Annotated in this window: 15 protein-coding genes; 4 read left to right on the top strand and 11 right to left on the bottom strand. The window is 35.6% G+C overall.

All coding sequences use genetic code 11. The annotated features are described in order from the left end of the window. Positions 1 to 154 precede the first annotated feature (154 nt). The 10 genes from Q5N69_RS14345 to leuS all read right to left on the bottom strand — a co-directional run bounded on the left by Q5N69_RS14345 (position 155) and on the right by leuS (position 11,585). On the bottom strand, positions 155 to 1,342 hold the full coding sequence (locus tag Q5N69_RS14345) for a serine hydrolase (protein WP_304369718.1): 1,188 nt from the start codon (positions 1,340 to 1,342) through the stop codon (positions 155 to 157). A 387-nt stretch (positions 1,343 to 1,729) separates the two neighbouring features. Next, positions 1,730 to 2,497 (bottom strand): septal ring lytic transglycosylase RlpA family protein, encoded by a 768-nt coding sequence (locus Q5N69_RS14340; protein ID WP_342866498.1) that lies wholly within the window; start codon positions 2,495 to 2,497, stop codon positions 1,730 to 1,732. Between the two features lie 13 nt (positions 2,498 to 2,510). Then, positions 2,511 to 3,626, bottom strand: a complete 1,116-nt coding sequence (gene rodA, locus Q5N69_RS14335; RefSeq protein WP_304369716.1) for a rod shape-determining protein RodA — start codon at positions 3,624 to 3,626, stop codon at positions 2,511 to 2,513. Then, a complete protein-coding gene (gene mrdA, locus Q5N69_RS14330) occupies positions 3,626 to 5,599 on the bottom strand; it encodes a penicillin-binding protein 2 (RefSeq protein ID WP_304369715.1) in 1,974 nt (657 codons plus the stop codon). Before mrdA ends, rodA begins: the two co-directional genes overlap by 1 nt. Before the next feature lie 5 nt (positions 5,600 to 5,604). Continuing rightward, positions 5,605 to 6,075 carry a 23S rRNA (pseudouridine(1915)-N(3))-methyltransferase RlmH gene (rlmH, locus tag Q5N69_RS14325; protein ID WP_304369714.1) on the bottom strand — a complete coding sequence of 157 codons (471 nt, stop codon included), beginning with the start codon at positions 6,073 to 6,075 and terminating at the stop codon, positions 5,605 to 5,607. A gap of 11 nt (positions 6,076 to 6,086) precedes the next feature. Further along, positions 6,087 to 6,404, bottom strand: a complete 318-nt coding sequence (gene rsfS, locus Q5N69_RS14320; RefSeq protein WP_304369712.1) for a ribosome silencing factor — start codon at positions 6,402 to 6,404, stop codon at positions 6,087 to 6,089. 147 nt (positions 6,405 to 6,551) lie between these two features. Beyond that, positions 6,552 to 7,271 carry a nicotinate-nucleotide adenylyltransferase gene (nadD, locus tag Q5N69_RS14315; protein WP_304369711.1) on the bottom strand — a complete coding sequence of 240 codons (720 nt, stop codon included), beginning with the start codon at positions 7,269 to 7,271 and terminating at the stop codon, positions 6,552 to 6,554. Next, a complete protein-coding gene (holA, locus tag Q5N69_RS14310; RefSeq protein ID WP_304369710.1) occupies positions 7,271 to 8,314 on the bottom strand; it encodes a DNA polymerase III subunit delta in 1,044 nt (347 codons plus the stop codon). Before holA ends, nadD begins: the two co-directional genes overlap by 1 nt. An 83-nt stretch (positions 8,315 to 8,397) precedes the next feature. After that, the gene (gene lptE, locus Q5N69_RS14305; RefSeq protein ID WP_304369708.1) at positions 8,398 to 8,907 is read right to left on the bottom strand and encodes an LPS assembly lipoprotein LptE; all 510 of its coding nucleotides are present in this window, start codon (positions 8,905 to 8,907) and stop codon (positions 8,398 to 8,400) included. Between the two features lie 89 nt (positions 8,908 to 8,996). Further along, a complete protein-coding gene (leuS, locus tag Q5N69_RS14300; RefSeq protein WP_304369707.1) occupies positions 8,997 to 11,585 on the bottom strand; it encodes a leucine--tRNA ligase in 2,589 nt (862 codons plus the stop codon). 212 nt (positions 11,586 to 11,797) lie between these two features. Here leuS and Q5N69_RS14295 point away from each other — a divergent pair, with 212 nt between their 5' ends. The 4 genes from Q5N69_RS14295 to Q5N69_RS14280 all read left to right on the top strand — a co-directional run bounded on the left by Q5N69_RS14295 (position 11,798) and on the right by Q5N69_RS14280 (position 17,881). Beyond that, positions 11,798 to 12,283 (top strand): hypothetical protein, encoded by a 486-nt coding sequence (locus tag Q5N69_RS14295; protein ID WP_304369706.1) that lies wholly within the window; start codon positions 11,798 to 11,800, stop codon positions 12,281 to 12,283. A gap of 140 nt (positions 12,284 to 12,423) precedes the next feature. After that, complete coding sequence (locus Q5N69_RS14290) at positions 12,424 to 14,811, top strand: ATP-binding protein (RefSeq protein ID WP_304369704.1); 2,388 nt, start codon at positions 12,424 to 12,426, stop codon at positions 14,809 to 14,811. Positions 14,812 to 15,157: 346 nt separating this feature from the next. Continuing rightward, complete coding sequence (locus Q5N69_RS14285; RefSeq protein ID WP_304369702.1) at positions 15,158 to 16,957, top strand: DEAD/DEAH box helicase; 1,800 nt, start codon at positions 15,158 to 15,160, stop codon at positions 16,955 to 16,957. Positions 16,958 to 17,119: 162 nt separating this feature from the next. Next, positions 17,120 to 17,881 carry a glycosyltransferase family 2 protein gene (locus tag Q5N69_RS14280; protein WP_304369701.1) on the top strand — a complete coding sequence of 254 codons (762 nt, stop codon included), beginning with the start codon at positions 17,120 to 17,122 and terminating at the stop codon, positions 17,879 to 17,881. A 215-nt stretch (positions 17,882 to 18,096) separates the two neighbouring features. On the opposite strand, the gene ycaO is transcribed toward Q5N69_RS14280, so the two are convergent. Next, positions 18,097 to 19,851 carry a 30S ribosomal protein S12 methylthiotransferase accessory factor YcaO gene (ycaO, locus tag Q5N69_RS14275; protein ID WP_304369699.1) on the bottom strand — a complete coding sequence of 585 codons (1,755 nt, stop codon included), beginning with the start codon at positions 19,849 to 19,851 and terminating at the stop codon, positions 18,097 to 18,099. Between the last annotated feature and the right edge of the window lie 312 nt (positions 19,852 to 20,163).

The following is a 20,163-nucleotide window of genomic DNA, read 5'->3' as shown; positions in this document are numbered from 1 at the left end:
AATACCATCTTATAAGTTTTTTCATTTACTTTTTATTGAGGTGCATATTAAAGAATTGTTTGAATGGTTTAAAGCTGTAGGCAGTACAGGTAATAAAAAGGGATACATTAAGTATCCCTGATTTTAAGCTATTTTAATTTAATAGGCTCAATGATTAATTAGCAAATTGTAATTTAATGTAATCCATCAAACGACTGAACATACCGCCTTCATTGATCTCTTGTAGTGTTACCAATGGGTATTCAGCTATGTCTTCACCATTAAGCTGAAGAAATACTTTACCTACTATTTCGCCCTTGCTTAATGGCGCTGTAAGTTGTTTGCTTAATTCAAAATTTGCTTCTAGGTTTTTACGTTGTCCACGTGGAATAGTAATAGGTGTACTTTCTAAAATACCTAAATCTACTTCTGGAACATCGCCCATCCATACGCGGTTAGTAACAAACTTCTCACCGGCTGCGTAAGGAGTATAAGTTTCAAAAAATCTAAATCCGTAGTTAAGTAATTTTTTACTTTCTACTTTACGCGCTCTTTCGCTATCAGTTCCCATTACTACACTAATTAAACGCATGTCGCCTTTGGTAGCTGAAGTGACTAAGCTATAACCTGCTTGCGAAGTATGACCGGTTTTCAAACCGTCAACATTCATACTTTTATCCCACAATAAACTGTTACGGTTATATTGTTTGATGTTGTTGTAGGTAAAGGATTTTTGTTTGTATAGTTTATATTCTTCAGGTACATCACGAATAAGTGCTTTAGCTAAAGTTGCCATATCACGAGCGGTTGTTTTATGTTCGTGGCTGTCTAAACCATGGCTGTTTTCAAAATAACTGCTGTTCATACCTAGTTGTTCAGCATGAGCATTCATTAAGTCTGCAAATGCACTTTCGCTACCAGCAACATGTTCTGCCATAGCCACACAAGCATCATTACCTGAAGCAACAATAATACCTTGGTTTAATAAGCTAACAGATACTTCTGTGCCTACTTCAATAAACATTTTAGATGAATCTGGAAAGTTTTTTGCCCAAGCTAATTCACTAATAGTAACTTTATCTTCATTTTTTATATTACCTGAAGCTAATTCTTTACCGATGATATAACTTGTCATCATTTTAGTTAAACTTGCTGGAGCTAGTAAGCTGTCGGCATTTTCTTCCGCAATAACTTTACCTGTTGTGTAATCAATAAGGATGTGTGCTTTTGCATTCACTGAAGGTGGTGCAGGGATAATATTATTTGCATGAACTACGGGAATTGCGCTGAGAGATAATGTTCCAAGCAGAGTGAAGATTTTTGCGCGTGACGAAAGCAAATTCTTCGTCATAGAGATAAGCATAATGTTCCTATATTTTATTGTTATACCAAACGCATTAATGAATTGACCTATTTTATACGAAGTATAAATGCTCAAATACAAGGCATTTATTGTTATAACTAGTTATTCTAATTATTAAATAAATAACGATGTAGTTGGTCATTTAAACAAGTATAAATGTTCAATTGGTTATTGTGATTGGTATTTTAAAAGCCAATATTTTTCTGCAGTATAGCATTTTTATTTTTGATTGCTATGCCATAACCAATCGGAAGTTGTTACTTTTCGTGTATTTTAATCAAATAATTTAAATGAGAATGATAATTATCCTACAAGGTAGCGATATTATATAAATTAGTGGTAAAGAGGAAATGGTTAACATGACCTCTAATTAAATACTAAAAGTGTTTATTTTATATAACTTTTGAAGGCTTTTGGGTAACCATCTTGTTTAACTTTAAGTAAAGCTTCTTCAAGTTTCATTTGATTGATGAATGGTCCGAGCTTTACGCGATATATGTTATTTTCATAAGGCGTGCTTACTTCATAAGGGTATTTAGTTTTTAAGGTGTTTGCTGTTTGATTTGCAATATGTTGGTGCTGTGTAGCAAAAACTTGTATGTAACCAATAGGAGATAATTCTCGTTCAATTTCTTTATCTGTATTTATGGCTTCAATGGTAACTATTGCTGTGCCTTTTTTTAGCATATCTAACTTGAATGCTGCGCTGTAGGATAAATCGATAATTCGGTTCTCATGGAAAGGACCTCGATCATTTACACGCACAATAACTGACTTTTTATTTAGGTGATTAGTGACTTTTACATAAGTAGGTAAGGGTAAGTTTTTGTGAGCTGCTGTCATGCTATACATGTCATAAATTTCACCATTAGATGTTAAATGGCCGTGAAATTTTTTACCATACCAAGAGGCTATACCGGTTTGCTTAAAGTTACTTTCTGACTTTAGAACACTGTAGTCTTTGCCACGCACGTTATAGTCTTTATTTCCGCCTCGACTGTAAGGTTCATCTTTTGGAACTGCATCAACAAGTTCCGCAGATGTTGGGATGCGAGTAGGTATGCTGTCGTGTTTTTGTTTGTACCTGCTTGTATTAGAACTACATGCACTAATCAATATAATGAGTAATACTAAAAAGTTACTTTTCTTTATCACAATTTACTTCCTTTTAGGCATGAACTCGCTTATTTGTACTTATTGCCATTATCATTCCAAAACCGGCCATCAAGGTTACCATAGATGTACCGCCATAACTGACTAACGGGAGAGGTACACCTACAACAGGTAATAAACCAGATACCATTCCTATGTTAACAAATACATAAACAAAAAAGGTGAGGGTTAAACTTCCCGCTAATAATTTTGTAAATGCTTGTTGCGCGTTAATCGCAATATAAAGGCCACGTATTACTATAGCTAAATACACGGCAAATAAAATAGATACGCCAATTAAACCAAACTCTTCGCTGAAAACAGCAAAAATAAAGTCGGTGTGTCTTTCTGGTAAAAATTCAAGCTGAGATTGTGTGCCTTGCAACCATCCTTTGCCATGAATACCACCAGAACCGATAGCTATTTTAGATTGAATTATATGGTAACCCGAACCTAATGGATCTTGCTCTGGATTTAAAAAAGTGAGTACACGTTGTTTTTGGTAATCTTGCATCAAGAAAAACCATAATATAGGGGCAAAAGCGGAGGCTAAACCTACACAAACACCTATTAGTCTTAAGCTTGCTCCTGCTAAAAATATAACAAAAATTCCAGAGCTTGCGATAAGTAAAGATGTACCTAAGTCAGGTTGTTTCGCAATAAGTAATGTTGGTAATAATACTAAGATGAATGCGATAACAATATGAGATATTTTTGCAGGTAAGTCGTACTGGCTTAAAAACCATGCAATAGTAATAGGTACTACAAGCTTCATAACCTCAGAGGGTTGAAACTTCATAAAACCTAAATCTAACCAACGCTGCGCTCCTTTACCTACATGACCAAAGAGAAGAACACAGATAAGCATCAACAAGCCGACTATAAACATAGCTACAGCCCATTTTTGATAAGCCATGGGGGGGATTTGTGCTACGGCAAACATAACAACTAAAGCAATACCTAAGCGAATAGATTGCCTAATAACGATGCCGAATTCTTGTCCACCAGCACTGTAAACAACAAAAAGCCCTAAAATCATTAGGCTTAAAATACCAATAAGTAATGGAATATCTATATGTATTCGTTGCAGAATTGTTCGTTGTTTTTGATGATCTTGGCCTGAAGTTCTCACTAATGTACACTCAGATGTTTTTCACCATAAACATTTTTATGGTGTGGATGACGGCTAGAGTCTTTGCTGACAATAACTCTATCACCAAAGTATTGATCCATTATTTGTCGTGCTACCGGTGCAGCATTACTTGCGCCGCCACCTTTAGCCACGTTTTCTATTGCAACGGCAACCACTATTTCTGGCGCTTCATAAGGAGCAAATGCAATAAACATGGCATTATCTCGTTGGTTTTCACTGGTGGTTGCTGCATCATATTTTTCATCTTGTTTGATGTTAGCTACTTGCGCTGAGCCTGTTTTACCTGCTGCATCATAAGTACTTCCTTTAAAGGCGTTATAACCTGTGGCACCACGTTTTTGTACTGTGTTATGCAAGCCATCAAGCACATAATCCCAGTTTTTAGGTTCACTTATTACGATTGGTGGTTTGTCTTCATAAACAATATCGGTAGTCATGGTTTCAGTTTCTACCTTGTTGTTAACTATTGTATTAATTGTCTCAGTGGTTGATTTTAATAAATGAGGAATTCTTATCTCACCTTTATTAACAAGTATACTGATCGAGTTAACTAGCTGAATAGGAGTAACTGTCCAGTAACTTTGTCCTATGCCTACAGATAAGGTTTCGCCGGTATACCATTGTTGATTATATCGTGCTCTTTTCCATTCAACGCTGGGCATAGTTCCGCTACGCTCTTCATGAATGTCGATACCACTGTATTCACCAAAACCAAATTTTTCCATCATAGTACTGATGCGTGTTATGCCAAGCTTAAATGCCAGATCATAATAATAGATGTTACAAGATTGCTCTAAAGATTTAGTTAAGTTAACCATGCCATGACCCCATTTTTTCCAGTCACGTCTTTTGGTATCAACACCTTTTAACTGATAAAACCCTGGATCATAAATCTCAAATTCAGGAGTGATCATTTTTTCTTCTAAACCCGTTAGAGCAATAAGAGGTTTAATGGTTGAAGCTGGAGGAAATAGACCTTGAGTACTTCGATTAATAAAAGGCAAGTCTTTAGAGTTTCTTAATTTATTATAGTTTTTAGTGCTAATACCATGAACAAACAAGTTACCGTCATAACTTGGATTTGAGTACATCGCTAGTATTTCACCGGTACGTGGGTCCATTACAACAACTGAGCCTCTGTTACCTGACAAGGCTCGCTTGGCGATCATTTGTAATTCAATATCTAAACTTAATGTCAGATCTTTACCTGGTATTGGAGGAGTAAAGTTTAAGGTTCTGATGATCCGACCTTGGTTGTTTATTTCTACTTCTTGATGCCCAATGCTGCCATGGAGCATTTCTTCATAATACTTTTCTAATCCTAACTTACCTATATTACGTGTAGCTTTGTAGTTGTCTGCTATGCCTTTGTCTTCAAGTTTTATGTTATCTCTTTGATTGATCCGGGCAACGTAACCAACTGAGTGGGTGGTTAAGTCAGCAAAAGGGTAATAACGTTTTAAACGAGCATCAATAAAAAAACCAGGGAATTTATGTTGATGCACAGAGAAAATAGCAACTTGTTGGTCGCTTAATCTTGAATGTATTTCAATAGGTTTGAATCGACGTTTACTGCGTAAAGATTTAAGTACTTTTTCTTGTTTCTCTTCACTTATATCTAATAAATCACTAACTGCTGAAAGTTGCTCTTTAATATCTTTAACATCTTCAGGGATCACTTCTAAGCTGTAAATAGGTTTGTTTTCAGCTAAAAGTACACCGTTTCTATCGTATATTAGACCACGGTTGGGGGCTACAGGAAGCACCTTTATGCGGTTTGAATTTGATTTGGTTTTATACTTATCGTAAGACTCTACTTCTAAGTTATAGATATTATTAAATAAAATCAGCAACATAATTACCACCCCAATAAAAGCAATTAATACTCTTCGGGCAAATAAGTTAGCTTCTGCAGTGTGATTTTTTATCGATATGCGTTTACGTGCTGACACCGTTGTTATTCTCTGTGGTATGGATGATTGTTATTAATGCTCCACGCACGATATAAACTTTCAGCAACAACTATTCTTACCATAGGATGAGGTAAAGTAAGAGGAGATAAAGACCATTTTTGTTCAGATGCTTGAATACAAGCAGGTGCTAACCCTTCAGGTCCACCCACAAGTAAAGCAACATCACGGCTGTCATGATGCCAACGCTCAAGTTGTTGAGCTAACTGAGGAGTTGTCCAAGGCTTGCCCTCTACTTCAAGGGTAACAATTCTGTTGCCTTTGGGGATAGCAGCTAAAGTAAGCTCACCTTCTTTTTCTAAAATTCGAGAAATGTCTGCATTTTTCCCTCTTTTTCCGGGAGAAATTTCAACTAAATGAAATGACATATCACGAGGGAATCTTCGACAATATTCGTTGAATCCTTCAGTGACCCACGATGGCATTTTGTTGCCTACCGCATAAAGGGTAATACGCATAATAAACTATATTATTCCCATAATTGTTCTAGTTGATATAAGTCGCGAGTCGACTCAGTCATTACATGAACAATAATTTCGCCTAAATCAACAAGTGCCCATTCGCCAACATCATTACCTTCGATACCTAAAGGTTCTAAACCTTCGGCCCTACATTCCATAGCAACTGATTGAGCAATTGATTTAACATGTCTGTTTGAGTTGCCTGAACATACGATCATGTAATCAGCAAAGCTTGATTTTTTTGAGATATCTAAAACAGTAATATCTCGGCCTTTCATGTCTTCTAATTTTTCAATAACAAAGGCTTTAAGTGCAGTATTTTCCAACGTGGGTTCTCTATGATTTAATTAATGGGCTATATAATATCACTTTTTAATTCTTAGGTAACCTTGCATTTAACTTCAATCACCACCTTAGGTAATATTTCGTTAGTGTCTCGGTTATTTTTAGAGTTAATTTGAGAATAAAATATATCAGATGTTTGAATATAAGGTATGTTTTTTAATGTATTTAATTATGTCAGAAGCTAACCATTGCGAGCATTCAACTTTATTAGATATTTTATGGCGTATTTCAGTCGAAGAGATATCAAGCTTGTCTGTGTCATGCAAAAAAATAAGCCCTGATCTTTTTTCAAGAGAGGCATTTTTAGTTAGTAAGTTTTTATTCGGAGAAATGTTATTTGGCTCTAGATCATTCACTGAACCTTGGTACTTATTAAGTAAATCTTTGGTTTCAGAATTAATGGATGATAAGTCATAGCCAGGTCGTGTATTTACAATTAAATTGCACTTTTCAAGAATACTTTCCCATAAATGCCAACGGGTAAAGTTGAGTAGAGAATCCATCCCCATAATAAAAAACAGTTCACTGTTAGGGTATTCGGCTTTAATTTCATTGATGGTATCTAAAGTATAGGAAAGGTTAGTTCGTTTGGTTTCTCTAGTATCGAGCTCAAAACCTTTTTCATCAGCACAGGCAAGTTCAACCATATTAACTCTGTGCATGGTCGAAGCATTTGTGCCTGATTTATGAGGAGGTTTGTGAGCAGGTATAACGAGTACTTTATCTAGGTTAAATTTAGCTAAAGCTTGTTTGGCCGGCTCTATGTGACCTTTATGAATAGGATCGAAAGTTCCACCTAAAATACCAATGCGGTGGCTTTTATCTGAGCTAGGTTGAAGGTTAGTCATTAGCTATATTCGTAATCTAACGGCAGGGTAGAGGTGGTTTGCCCGTGATATAGGGTGATACAAATATCAGAAAGTAGAATATAAGGATTAAAATCACTGGATGTTTTACTGATCAAATCAACTTCGGCTAATCGACTTAAACCATGAGATAAATTCCCATAAGTCATATTATTTAAAGCATGTTGGTAGAGTGGCTTTTTCTTTTCCCAGATGCGATAAGTCTTATATAAATTATTAATTGATTCGCCTTGCTTGAGCTTTTCTTGCATTTCAATTAATTGAGATATTTCTTTATGTAAAAACCAAACTAATTGTCCTATGGGAGCACCTTCATGCTGAAATTGATCAAGAATCGCGACGCATTTTTTCAAGTCACCTTTTAATAAAGTATCAACCACTTGAAAAGGATTAAATTTAGCTTGGTTAATAATGATCTTTTCAGCATCTTGAATAGTGACCTGGTTTTGACCAAATAAAATAGATAGCTTTTGCAACTCTTGATCTAAAGCTAATAAATTACCTTCAAATAACTCAATCATTAAAGGAATAACATCAGGGTGGATATTAAGTTTAAGTTGATTTATTTGGCGGTTGAGCCATTGATTGAGTTGTTTACCTTCGATGTCGTATATAGGTAAAAAGCAGCCTAAGTCTTCTAAGGTTTTAAACCACTTCTTTTTTTGTTGAGCCGCATCAAGTTTTGGACCGTGGATAACAAGCACTACATCGTTATGAAATTGCTCACTTAAGGCGAGTAATGTTTTACCTGCAGCTTCGTTAACTTTACCTGAGAGGATTTCAACTTCAATAATACGTTGGCTAGAGAAAAGGCTCATTGATTGGTATTCATTAACAACATTCGACCAATCAAACTTATCATCGGCTGTGAAACGTATAACTTCGTCGAACCCTTGTTGTAAATAGCTACTTTTTATCGTCGCTAAGCTATCATTCTTTTGCCAAGGCTCATCACCAAAAACTAACCATATAGGTTTAAAACCTTGGTTAAGAGTAGATGATAAGTTGTTATGATATATACGCATATAATAAATAGCTTAGTGTTTAGTGAATTTTTGAGTCTATATTTAGGCTTAGTTGCGAGTTATGTTATTTATATATAAAAATATTATATTTTTAAACTGGCTAAGTTTCGCAATATTCTATCGGCAGCTTTTTTACGCATTTCACTTAACATTAATGTTAATTCACGACTTTTCGCTAACGCTAAATTTGGATCATCTTGATAATCTTTATCGAGTTCAACTTCGTAAGTTCGGATGTCTTCATTACTAAAAATCAATTGATACTTAACTGAATAAATTAACTCATATTCAGCTACTTGACCATTTGGGAATACCGAAAGAGTACGTCTGTCTAAACTATCTTTTAAGATATGTAACTCAGGGGTATTTACCGTTGATTTAGGTGTGATGTTGATTTTATTTAGCAGTAAATGCTGCTTAACTAAACGTGTTAATTCGCCATGTTTGTCAACAGAGCTTACATGAATATTTTGTAATTGCGGTGAAAGTAGGTAATCACCACGTAAATGAAATCCACAACCTTGAATTAGGCCAAATGTTAAAATAAAGCTTAACCATAAAGTAGAGCGTTTTGCTTTAACGTTTATTTTCAATGTTATATTTCTCTTATGTTAATCGCTGATAATAAAAGGGTAGAAATAAATTTTCTACCCTTGTGTACGTTGGAGCTAAAATTGTTTCTCTAGTTAGCTACTATGTTCAATAATTTACCTGGAACATAAATAACTTTACGTACTGTTTTTCCATCAGTAAATTTAGTCACATTTTCGTCAGCAAAACCTAGCGCTTCAACTTGATCTTTCGATGCATCAGCAGCAACTGTAATTTTTGCACGTAATTTACCGTTTACTTGAACAATAATAAGTTTTTCATCTTCAACTAATGCACTTTCATCAACAACAGGCCATGCTGTATTTTCAACTGGCTTGCCGTCACCAATAATATTCCAAACATGATGACTTAAATGAGGAACAATTGGTGTAAGCATTAAGATAACAGCTCTTATTGCTTCTTGCATAACAATGCGATCTTCAACTGTTTCTATTTTAGCTTTAGTTAAATGATTCATTAACTCCATGATTGCAGCAATGGCTGTGTTAAATGTATTACGACGACCAATGTCATCACTTACTTTACCAATTGCTTTATGTAGTTCACGACGTAATGCTTTTTGATCGGCATTTAATGTAACATTCGCTAATGTTTGCTCTACAGTTAATGCTTCTTCTTGAGTGAAGTCATAAGCGAGTTTCCAAACACGTTTTAAGAATCTATGTGCGCCTTCAACACCTGAATCAGACCATTCTAACGTTTGCTCTGGCGGTGAAGTAAACATGATAAATAAACGAACTGTATCAGCACCATATTGTTGAATAACTTGTTGAGGGTCAATACCGTTGTTTTTAGACTTCGACATTTTGCTCATACCAGCAGATAGTACAGGCTGTCCATCTAACTTGCTTGTTGCCTTAATGATTTGGCCTTTCTCATTACGTTCAACTTCAACGTCAGTAGGGGCAATCCATTCTTGCGCGCCATTATCAGCTTCGCGGTAGTAAGTTTCTGCTAGTACCATGCCCTGACAAAGTAAGCTCTTAAATGGTTCGTCACATTTAACTAAACCTACATCACGTAATAATTTATGGAAAAAACGAGCGTAAAGTAAATGTAAAATAGCGTGTTCAATACCACCAACATACTGATCAACAGGTAGCCAGTAATTAGCTTTTTCAGGATCTAACATCTGTGTTTTGTCGTCAGACGAACAAAAACGAGCATAGTACCATGAAGATTCCATGAAGGTATCAAAGGTATCGGTTTCACGAAGAGCTTCTTCACCGTTGTAAGTTGTTTTAGCCCAAGCTGGATTATCTTTAATTGGTGATGTTACACCATCCATAATCACATCTTCAGGTAACTCTACAGGCAATTGGTCAGCAGGAACTGCAACAGATTCACCATTCGCTAAGTTGATCATTGGAATAGGCGTACCCCAATAACGTTGACGCGAAACACCCCAATCTCTTAAGCGGTAGTTAACTTTTACATTACCTTTGTTTTCAGCAATTAATTTGTCTGAAATAGCTTTAAATGCTTCTTTAAAGTTTAAGCCGTCAAATTCACCTGAGTTAATTAATGTGTTTTTCTCAGTAATAGCAGCTTTTGTAATATCGTCGTCTTCAGTACCTGCAATAACTTGAGTGATCTCTAAGCCGTATTTAGTGGCAAATTCCCAATCACGTTGATCATGACCTGGGACTGACATTACAGCACCCGAACCGTAATCCATTAATACAAAGTTTGCTGACCAAACTGGTACTAGTTCACCGGTAAGTGGATGAATAGCTTTTAAGCCTGTATCAACACCTTTCTTTTCCATAGCAGCCATATCAGCTTCTGTGGCTTTATTTGTTTTACAGCTTTCGATAAATTCAGCGATTTCAGGATTATTTTTCGCAGCTTCTAACGTTAGAGGATGCTGAGCCGCTAATGCAACATAAGTTACGCCCATTAAAGTATCTGGGCGCGTAGTGTAAACATCAAAGCTTTCATCTGAATCAGCAACTTTGAAAGTTAACTCTACACCTTCAGAGCGACCAATCCAGTTACGCTGCATGGTTTTAACTTGTTCAGGCCAATCAGTTAATTGGTCTAAATCTTGTAATAATTCTTCAGCGTAGTCGGTAATTTTAATAAACCATTGTGGAATTTCTTTGCGCTCAACCATAGCGCCCGAACGCCAGCCTCGGCCATCAATAACTTGTTCGTTAGCTAATACAGTTTGATCTACTGGATCCCAGTTAACGGTAGCATTCTTTTTATATACTAAGCCTTTTTCAAAAAGCTGAGTGAAAAACCATTGTTCCCAACGATAGTAATCTTTGTCACATGTTGCGAATTCACGATCCCAATCATAACCAAAACCTAAAGACTTTAATTGACCACGCATGTAATCAATATTTTGATAAGTCCATTTTGCTGGCGCTGATTTATTTTTGATTGCTGCGTTTTCAGCAGGTAAACCAAACGCATCCCAACCCATAGGTTGCATTACGTTTTTGCCTTGCATACGTTGGTATCGAGAAATAACATCGCCTAAGCTGTAATTACGCACATGACCCATGTGTAATTTACCACTTGGGTAAGGGAACATAGCTAAACAATAAAATTTTTCTTGATCTGCATTATCAACAGCAGCAAATGTTTTATTTTCAGTCCAACTTTGCTGAACTTCGGCTTCAATTGATTGGGGATTGTAGATGGATTCCATTAACGATTTCTCAGGTATTCAAAAAGATTGCTTATGATTTTTAATCAAGAAGTTATTGTTCTCACTCTTGATAGCATAAGAGGATAAATTATTGTGCATAGAATACCTTATCTGCACCCTATAAATAAACAAATTTAAGTTTTTTAAGAATATTGACTATACTCGTAATATCAATACCTTTCTCTGTTGTGAATTTCATTAATGAGGATAATATGACCAAAAAGCCAGAAAGTTCAGATCCTAAATATAATCAACTTATTCAATGGTTTAATGATGTTAAGTCACATGAATTAACTCATGTTATTGAGTTAGTAGACGAAGCTAAAGCGTGGTTAAAAACTGCTGAAAGTATTCCTGAAGAAAAATACCAACAATTTATTTCTAATTTTAAGCTTGATTTAATCGAGTTTTATCAACAATCACAAGCAGACATTCAACATTCTTTGTATTTAGACTTACTCAAAGATACCTTTTGGGCAAAGCTTTCATCAATTACCGATCAAACTCAAATTGAGTGGGCTGAACTACAAGAGGATTTTGTACATGATGGCTTATATAAAGCGGGTGATTATGTTGGTTTTGGCGAAGTTAAATGTTTAACTTGTCATCATACACAGCAAGTACATCATGTTACTTTGCTTTCATCATGTATCAAATGTGATGGTAAAACTTTTAAAAGACAAAGCCTAACCCCGTAATTCTGCTAAAACTTGATCTACACCATCTTATAAATAATATTCACTAGCACTTTGCTATAGAGCTTAATCTCAGAGTACACTATAGCCTCATCCTTTTATCCGCAAAGTATTTGTTTTCTAAACTTTATAGTGAGATCTTCATGACATTAGACCCCGTTACCACTTTGATAACTCCTCAGCATTTAACGGCACACTTACCTGAGTCACTATTTTCTCAGTCTCATGATAAAGAAACAATTGATCAACCTTTTGTTGGGCACGAAAGAGCAAAAGAAGCATTAGAGTTTGGTTTAGCTATGAATGCTATAGGTTTTAATGTTTTTGCCATGGGGGAGCATGGTACTGGCAGACAAACTTTGATAAAGCAGATGCTTACTGGATTAGCTAAGAATCAAAGTACGCCTGAAGAATGGTGCTATATCAATAACTTTGATGACACACACTCACCTTATAAATTGTATTTAAGCCCTGGCGACGGTAAACAACTTGTTGCCCGTATAAATACTTTTATCGATGATTTAATCGCATTATTTCCTGAAGTGTTTGATAACCCTAGTTACCAGCGTCAAAGAGCTGCGATAGACCGAGCATTTAATCAACAATATGATGAAGCAATCACTAAAGTTGAAGAAACAGCGTTAAAAAGTAACATCATGTTATTTGAAGAAGAAGGGGAGATCGGTTTTTCATTGGTTGTTGACGGTAAACCATTAAATGAAAATGAGTTAGCTAGTTTAGATGAAGAAAAGCGTAATAGTTTTTATGAATCGGTAACTGAATTAGAAAGCCTTTTATCTGAAGAACTAATAGAGTTACCTAAATGGAAACGTTTATCTATAGATAAACTGAAAAAGTTAAAAAATGAAACTGCAGCTCAAAGTATACAACCTTTATTAAAAGAACTTGAACATGAGTTTTCAAGTAACATCGGTGTTTTAAAATATCTATCTAAAGTTAAAGTCCATGTTGTTGATACCGTACTCGACATTTTAGTGGGTGAAGATAACGAAAAACAAAAAGCCAAAGATAACCGTAAATTAATGGTTGAACATTTTTTGCCTAACTTACTTGTTGCACGTGAACCTCATGAAGGTTCTCCGGTTGTATATGAACAAAACCCAACCTATCAAAACTTATTTGGACATGTTGATTCAGCAAGTTTTCAAGGTAATCCTTATACGAGTTATCGTTTAATTCGACCTGGTGCTTTACACAAAGCTAACGGTGGTTATCTACTTCTTGATGCTGAAAAAGTATTAAACCAACCTGTTGTATGGGCTCGTCTTAAATTAGCTATTAAAACTCAAGAAGTAACTATTGAAAATCCATATTCGGAGTTTTCACAACCAGGTTCGTACAGCCTTCAGCCAGAAAATATACCATTAAAAGTAAAAATAATTTTATTGGGTGATGCTGATATTTATTACACTTTGCATGCTTACGACCAAGAGTTTAATGAGCTTTTTAGAGTACTTGCTGATTTTGATAGATACCTGGATAAGAATGATAACAACCTTATTGCCTATGCTAATTTGATTCGTCAGCGTGCTCAAAAACATCAATACCCAACAGTGTCGGACGATGCGATTGTTGAATTAATTAAACATGCTTTAAGACGAGAAGAACACCAACATAAAATTTCTGCCAATATTGTTCACTCAAATGATTTATTAGATGAAGCGAATTACTTGCGGAACAAAATGGATGAGAAAGGTGATCTAACAGCTAAACATATCAAGTTAGCGCTGGCAGCTAAACAAAGACGCACAGGGCGTATTAGTGAAACTTGGTTGAGCGAAATTAAAGAACGCCAAGTATTAATAACAACGCAAGGTAAACAAGTTGGTAAAGTTAATGGTTTAACTGTACTTGAAATTGGTGAAAGTGTTTTTGGTACGCCAGCACGCATAACAGCAACGGTTTATGCTGGTAGCGAAGGTGTTACTGATATTGAGCGAGAAGTTGATTTAGGTAAATCTATTCACTCAAAAGGTTTTTTATTACTAACAGGTTATCTAGGGCACAAATACGGACAAGAGTTTCCGGTTTCGATATCAGCCAATATCGCCATTGAACAATCTTACGGACATATTGATGGTGATAGTGCTTCAATGGCTGAGTTATGTGCGTTAATTTCATCGATTACACAATTGCCTATCGATCAAGGCATCGCGATCACAGGTTCTATTAATCAACATGGTGAAGTGCAGTCAATTGGTGGTGTGAATGAAAAAATCGAAGGTTTTTATCGATTATGTAAAGACCGTGGTTTAACAGGTAAACAAGGGGTTATTATTCCTCGTACCAATGTTATTAACTTAATGTTATCTGATGAAGTGATTACTGCTGTTGAACAAGGTGTGTTTGCAATTCATGCTGTGGAAGATATTGATCAATCATTAGAATTATTATTAGGCATACCTGCAGGCGTACCTAATAGTTTAGGCCGTTACCCTAGAAAAACAGTACATGCGATGGCATTACAAAAATTATCATTGTTTACAGATATGTTAGAAGGCGGAGAATAGGCTTATTTCTCTCTTTTTAAAATAGATAATTAAAAGTCTTTTTAACGCTAAAAAGACACGAATAAAGGCTAAAATGCATTATTTAAGCCAAATAGTTAGTTATGTCTTGTACAAAACTTATTCTTCTGTATAATGCGCGCCTCACTTAAGCTGACTTCAATAAGCAATGCTTAACGTGAAATGAGTGGGGTATATCCGCCCAATAGACTTGCCTAGCTAATGTTCATATTAGCATACCGAATGTGCCTTAAGTCTTCCTGGTGGTTTCCTCGTATATATGTATGCGAGATCTTTGATTAAAATATTTTTTCCCTGAATCAAATCTTGCCAAGAGAAGACAAATATTATGACAACAACTAACGACGCTCCTGTGAGCTTTGACTCTTTAGGCTTGCCTGAAACTTTATTATCTGCATTAAAAACTTTAGGTTTTGAATCATCAACTGCTATCCAAGCACAAACTATACCGCCGCTTTTAGCTGGTAAAGATGTATTGGGTGAAGCGCAAACAGGTACTGGTAAAACTGCTGCATTTGGTTTACCTGCACTTGCTAAAATTGATCCGTCAATTAGAAAACCTCAATTAATGGTGTTAGCACCAACTCGTGAATTAGCGATTCAAGTAGCAGCAGCTATTGAAACTTTTGCTAAAAACATGAAAGGTTTAAAAGTAGCTACTTTATATGGTGGCCAATCTTACCAACCACAATTTCAACAACTTGAACGCGGTGCTCAAGTTGTAGTAGGTACTCCAGGACGTTTAATGGATCACTTACGTCGTAAAAGCTTAAAACTAGATAACCTTTCTTTCTGTGTATTAGATGAAGCAGATGAAATGTTAAACATGGGCTTTTTAGAAGACATTGAATGGATCCTTGAGCATTTACCAAAGCAAACGCAAATGGCGTTATTCTCTGCGACTATGCCTGCGCAAATTCGTAAAGTAGCTAACCGTTTCTTAAAAGATCCTGAACATATTAAAATTGCTGCTGTTAAAAAATCTAAAGCAAACATCCAACAGTTTGCTTGGAAAGTAAGTGGCATTAGCAAAATTACAGCATTAGAACGTATTGCTGAATCTGTAGATTACGATGCGATGATTGTTTTCGTACGTACTCGTAACGACACTGTAGACGTTGCTGAAAAATTAGAACGTGCTGGTTATCCTGCACTTCCGTTGAATGGTGATATGAACCAACAACAACGTGAACGTACTATCGACCAAATGAAATCAGGTAAGTCTTCAATCCTAGTGGCAACTGATGTTGTGGCTCGTGGTTTAGATATTCCTCGTATTACTTTAGTTATTAACTACGATTTACCAGGTGATAACGAAGCTTATGTTCACCGTATTGGTCGTACAGGTCGTGCTGGTCGTGAAGGTATGTCAATTGCTTTCTGTCGCCCACGCGAAATGTACTCATTACGTCATTATGAGCGTTTAACGTCTGGTACTATCAATACCTATGAATTACCAAATATTGAAGAAATTGGTAAAGCACGTATCGAACGTACTCGCACTAAAATAGCTGAAGTTGTTGCGAATAGAGATATTCAAGCAATGCGTGAAATAGTTGAGCAAATGGCTGAGCAATCAGAGCTTTCAATGACTGATTTAGCTGCTGCTTTATTGTTTGAAAGTCAGCTTAAGCAACCTTTACAGCCGAAAGAAGATCCAAAACCTCGTAGAGAAACTCGTGAACGTAACGACAGAAATGATCGTAACGATAGAAGTAATCGCAATGACAGAAATGATCGCGGTGCTAGAGACAGTCGTGGTGGAAGAAATGAACGTGGCGGTGAAAGAGCTCCTCGTAAAGCTAAAGTTAACCGTACAGATGTTGATTGGCAGACTTATCGTTTAGAAGTTGGTAAAGAGCATGGTGCTAAGCCAGGTGATATTGTTGGCGCAATTGCTAACGAAATCTCTCTTGATAGCAGCTATATTGGCGCAATTAACTTACACGACAAGCATAGTTTTGTTCAGTTACCTAAAGGTATGCCTGAGAAGTCGTTTAAGCAACTGAAGAATGTACGCATTCGTCGTCAAGCAATTGATATCTCTGTATCTACTGATGCTCCAGCGGCAACAAGTTCAGATGCTTCTGGTGAACGTAAACGTCGCCCAGAACGTAGACCTAACTAGTCTCAAACTAGATTAGTTAATTAAAGGCGCTTTTTAGCGCCTTTTTTGATCATGTAGTTTGCTCTAACTTAGAAGATTAACTTTAATATTAGCCGTATTAATATTTTCACTATCAATGAATATTCGTTATCATAAACCTTTATTGTTAAATATTTGATCGTGATGAAAAAATTATCTGTTTGTATTATTTGTAAAAATGAAGAAAGTACGATTGAAAGTTGCTTAGAGTCAGTTAAATGGGCCGATGAAATTGTTATTGTCGATTCTGGAAGTACTGACAAAACATTAGAAATAGCAAAGAAATATACAGATAAAATCTTTATTCGTGATGATTGGGAAGGTTTTGGCGAACAACGTCGACGCGCTGAGAAATTAGCTACAAATGATTGGCTTTTTGCTATTGATTGCGATGAAGTAGTAACACCTGAGCTGCAACAAGAAATTCTAAAAACATTAAGCTCTATAGAAGATAAACAAGTTATTTCAGTAAATCGCTTAACTAAGTTTTGTGGTAAGTATATCTATCACAGTGGTTGGCATCCTGACCGTATTGTACGTATTTATAATAAAAATATTACGGGGTATAACACAAGTTTAGTACATGAAGCGGTTGAGAAAAAAGGCCTAGAGCGTCTTAATATGCAAGGTAAGTTATTGCATCATCAATATGAAGATCTATTTCCTTATATCAATAAAAGAAATAAATATGCAATGTTTGGTGCAGATCAGATACTTAGAAAAAACAAAAAATCCTCTTTAACTAAAGCTCTATCATCGGCTATTTTTGCTTTTATTCGTCACTATTTTCTCAGATTGGGTTTTTTAGATGGTAAAGCAGGGCTAATCATTTCAATCATTCAAAGCCAATACAGCTTTAATAAGTATATTTTTGCTTACTATCATAAAGATAATGTTAAGAAATAATTACTTAACCTGAACTCGGGATAATGAATGTCATAACATTCAATAAAAAGAATTATTTATCAATAGATTAAAGAATCATCAGAGTACTTCACATGTAATATGATGACTCAATTTAGTGAAGATGATTACATTAGAGACAAAAAAAATGCCTTTGAGTGATAAGCTCAAAGGCATTTTTTATAGTAATTCTTTATTACTCTTTTGACTAAACGTTATTATTTCCAGTTAGCTACTTTTGCAGCTTGTAGCTTTTTATAACCTTCAAGTAATTTTTGATGAGTCTCGAAACCTTCTAAGCTTAACCCTGGGCAATGAAGTCCATCAAATATAACTTTACCTTCAACAATATCTAAACAACGTTGTGATAGCTCTTTGCCGTACATTAGACCTAAAGATGTCATGTATTCACTGTACTCACGTGAATCATCCCACTTTATTTCAAGTAATGCTTGTAAACAGCGATACTTACGAGTGTTTTCTTCATTGTTTTGATCTAGGTGTAATGCCCAGTTTACCCAATCTATCGCTTGTTCATCTTGTGCAGCTAAAGCGAGTACAGCTTTCATTTCGCCTAAACGAAAATCAGCCCATGTCGTCCCTGCATCTGGCGCTAAACCAATAAATTCTGCGGCAGCTAGTGCGTCGTTGTATCCGCCTTGCTCTAATGCGTCTAAAATTTCTAGCCATTCTTCAGTATCACCTTCTTTTAATGTTAAGAAGGCTTCTCTAAATAATGCGCCATCATTGTTATTATTCCAAACGATCTCATCTACAGGGTAAATATCTGACATACCCGGTACTAATATACGACAGGCGTATACGTTCAAATGGTTGTAATCGGAGATTAATATATCGTGTCCCATATCATGAATAATATTAACTAAGTTGTCATATTCACTTTGAGTATCAGCATCGAAATCCCAATCAACAAATTCGTAATCTGGAGTTTCTTTGAAAAAGTCGTAAGAAATAAAACCACTTGAGTCAATGAAATGTAATTCGATGTTATGCGGAGAAGCAATCTCATCTTCATCAAAACTAGGTGGCTGAAATACATCGAGTTGATCTAGGCTTCTACCTTGTAATAATTCTGTTACGGTACGCTCTAATGCAACTTCAAAGCTTGGATGCGCACCAAATGAAGCAAAAACACTACCGTCTTTTGGATTGATTAGTGTTACACTCATTACCGGATATAACCCACCTAATGAAGCATCTGCTATTCTTAAATGATATCCGTGGCTTTCTAGTTCTTTACAATCCGCTAGGATAGTAGGGAATCTCTCTAATACTTCTAGAGGAACTTCTGGTAAACAAAGTCCTTCAGCTATGATTTTGTTTTTAACATAACGCTCAAACACTTCAGATAAACTTTGAACACGCGCTTCATTTTGCGTGTTGCCTGCAGACATACCATTACTAACAAAAACATTACCTATAACGTTTACGGGTACATAAATTTCTTTATTATCGCGTGCTCGTGTATAAGGCAGGGCACAAACACCACGCTCACCGTTGCCTGAGTTCATGTCGTAAAGTTTATCAATGGTAATTTCTTGATTTGGATCGAAGTAATTCCATAAACCTTCATCAAGCATACCTTCAGGAATAGAATCATCTTCACTGAAAAACCATTTTTCATTAGGGTAATGAACAAATTCACTATTTGATATTTCTTCACCTAAGTAATAATCAGCAAAAAAGTAGTTACAGCTTAAACGTTCAAAGTATTCACCTAATGCACTCGCTAAACATGACTTAGCTGAAGAACCTTTACCATTAGTGAACATCAGTCCACAGGTGGCGTCTTTAATATGAACAGAATAGCAATTCTCTAAAGGGTTTAACCATGAAGCTTCAACAATATCAAAACCAAAAGAAACGAGCTTTTCTTGCATGGTTGAAATAGATGATTCAAGGTCGCGATCTTTACCTTTAATGAAGGTTTTTTCGTTTGTGTTTTCAATCATGAAAATGTCTCGACAATAGGTGAAATGAATTAATACTAAATATGGCGATTATTATACCGAAAGCGATAAGGGTTACCATGCAAACTGTAATATTTAAATATGATTTAGATATATTAGATTGATTAATATTTTGAGCTTATTACTCAGTTATCAACTAAGCTTTAATTGAGAGACTTTTTTATGACTTTGAATTCACATAATAAATTTATTTATATTTGTTGAACATTGTTCATGCCAATCTACTAAGTACATGAACAGTAGATTGAATACTAACATGTTACTTATTGCGCTTAGTATATGGTTTTATTGGAA

This window comes from Pseudocolwellia sp. AS88, assembly GCF_030551755.1.
In the GTDB taxonomy this organism is placed as follows: domain Bacteria; phylum Pseudomonadota; class Gammaproteobacteria; order Enterobacterales; family Alteromonadaceae; genus Pseudocolwellia.
This window is presented reverse-complemented; position numbering and strand designations above follow the sequence as displayed.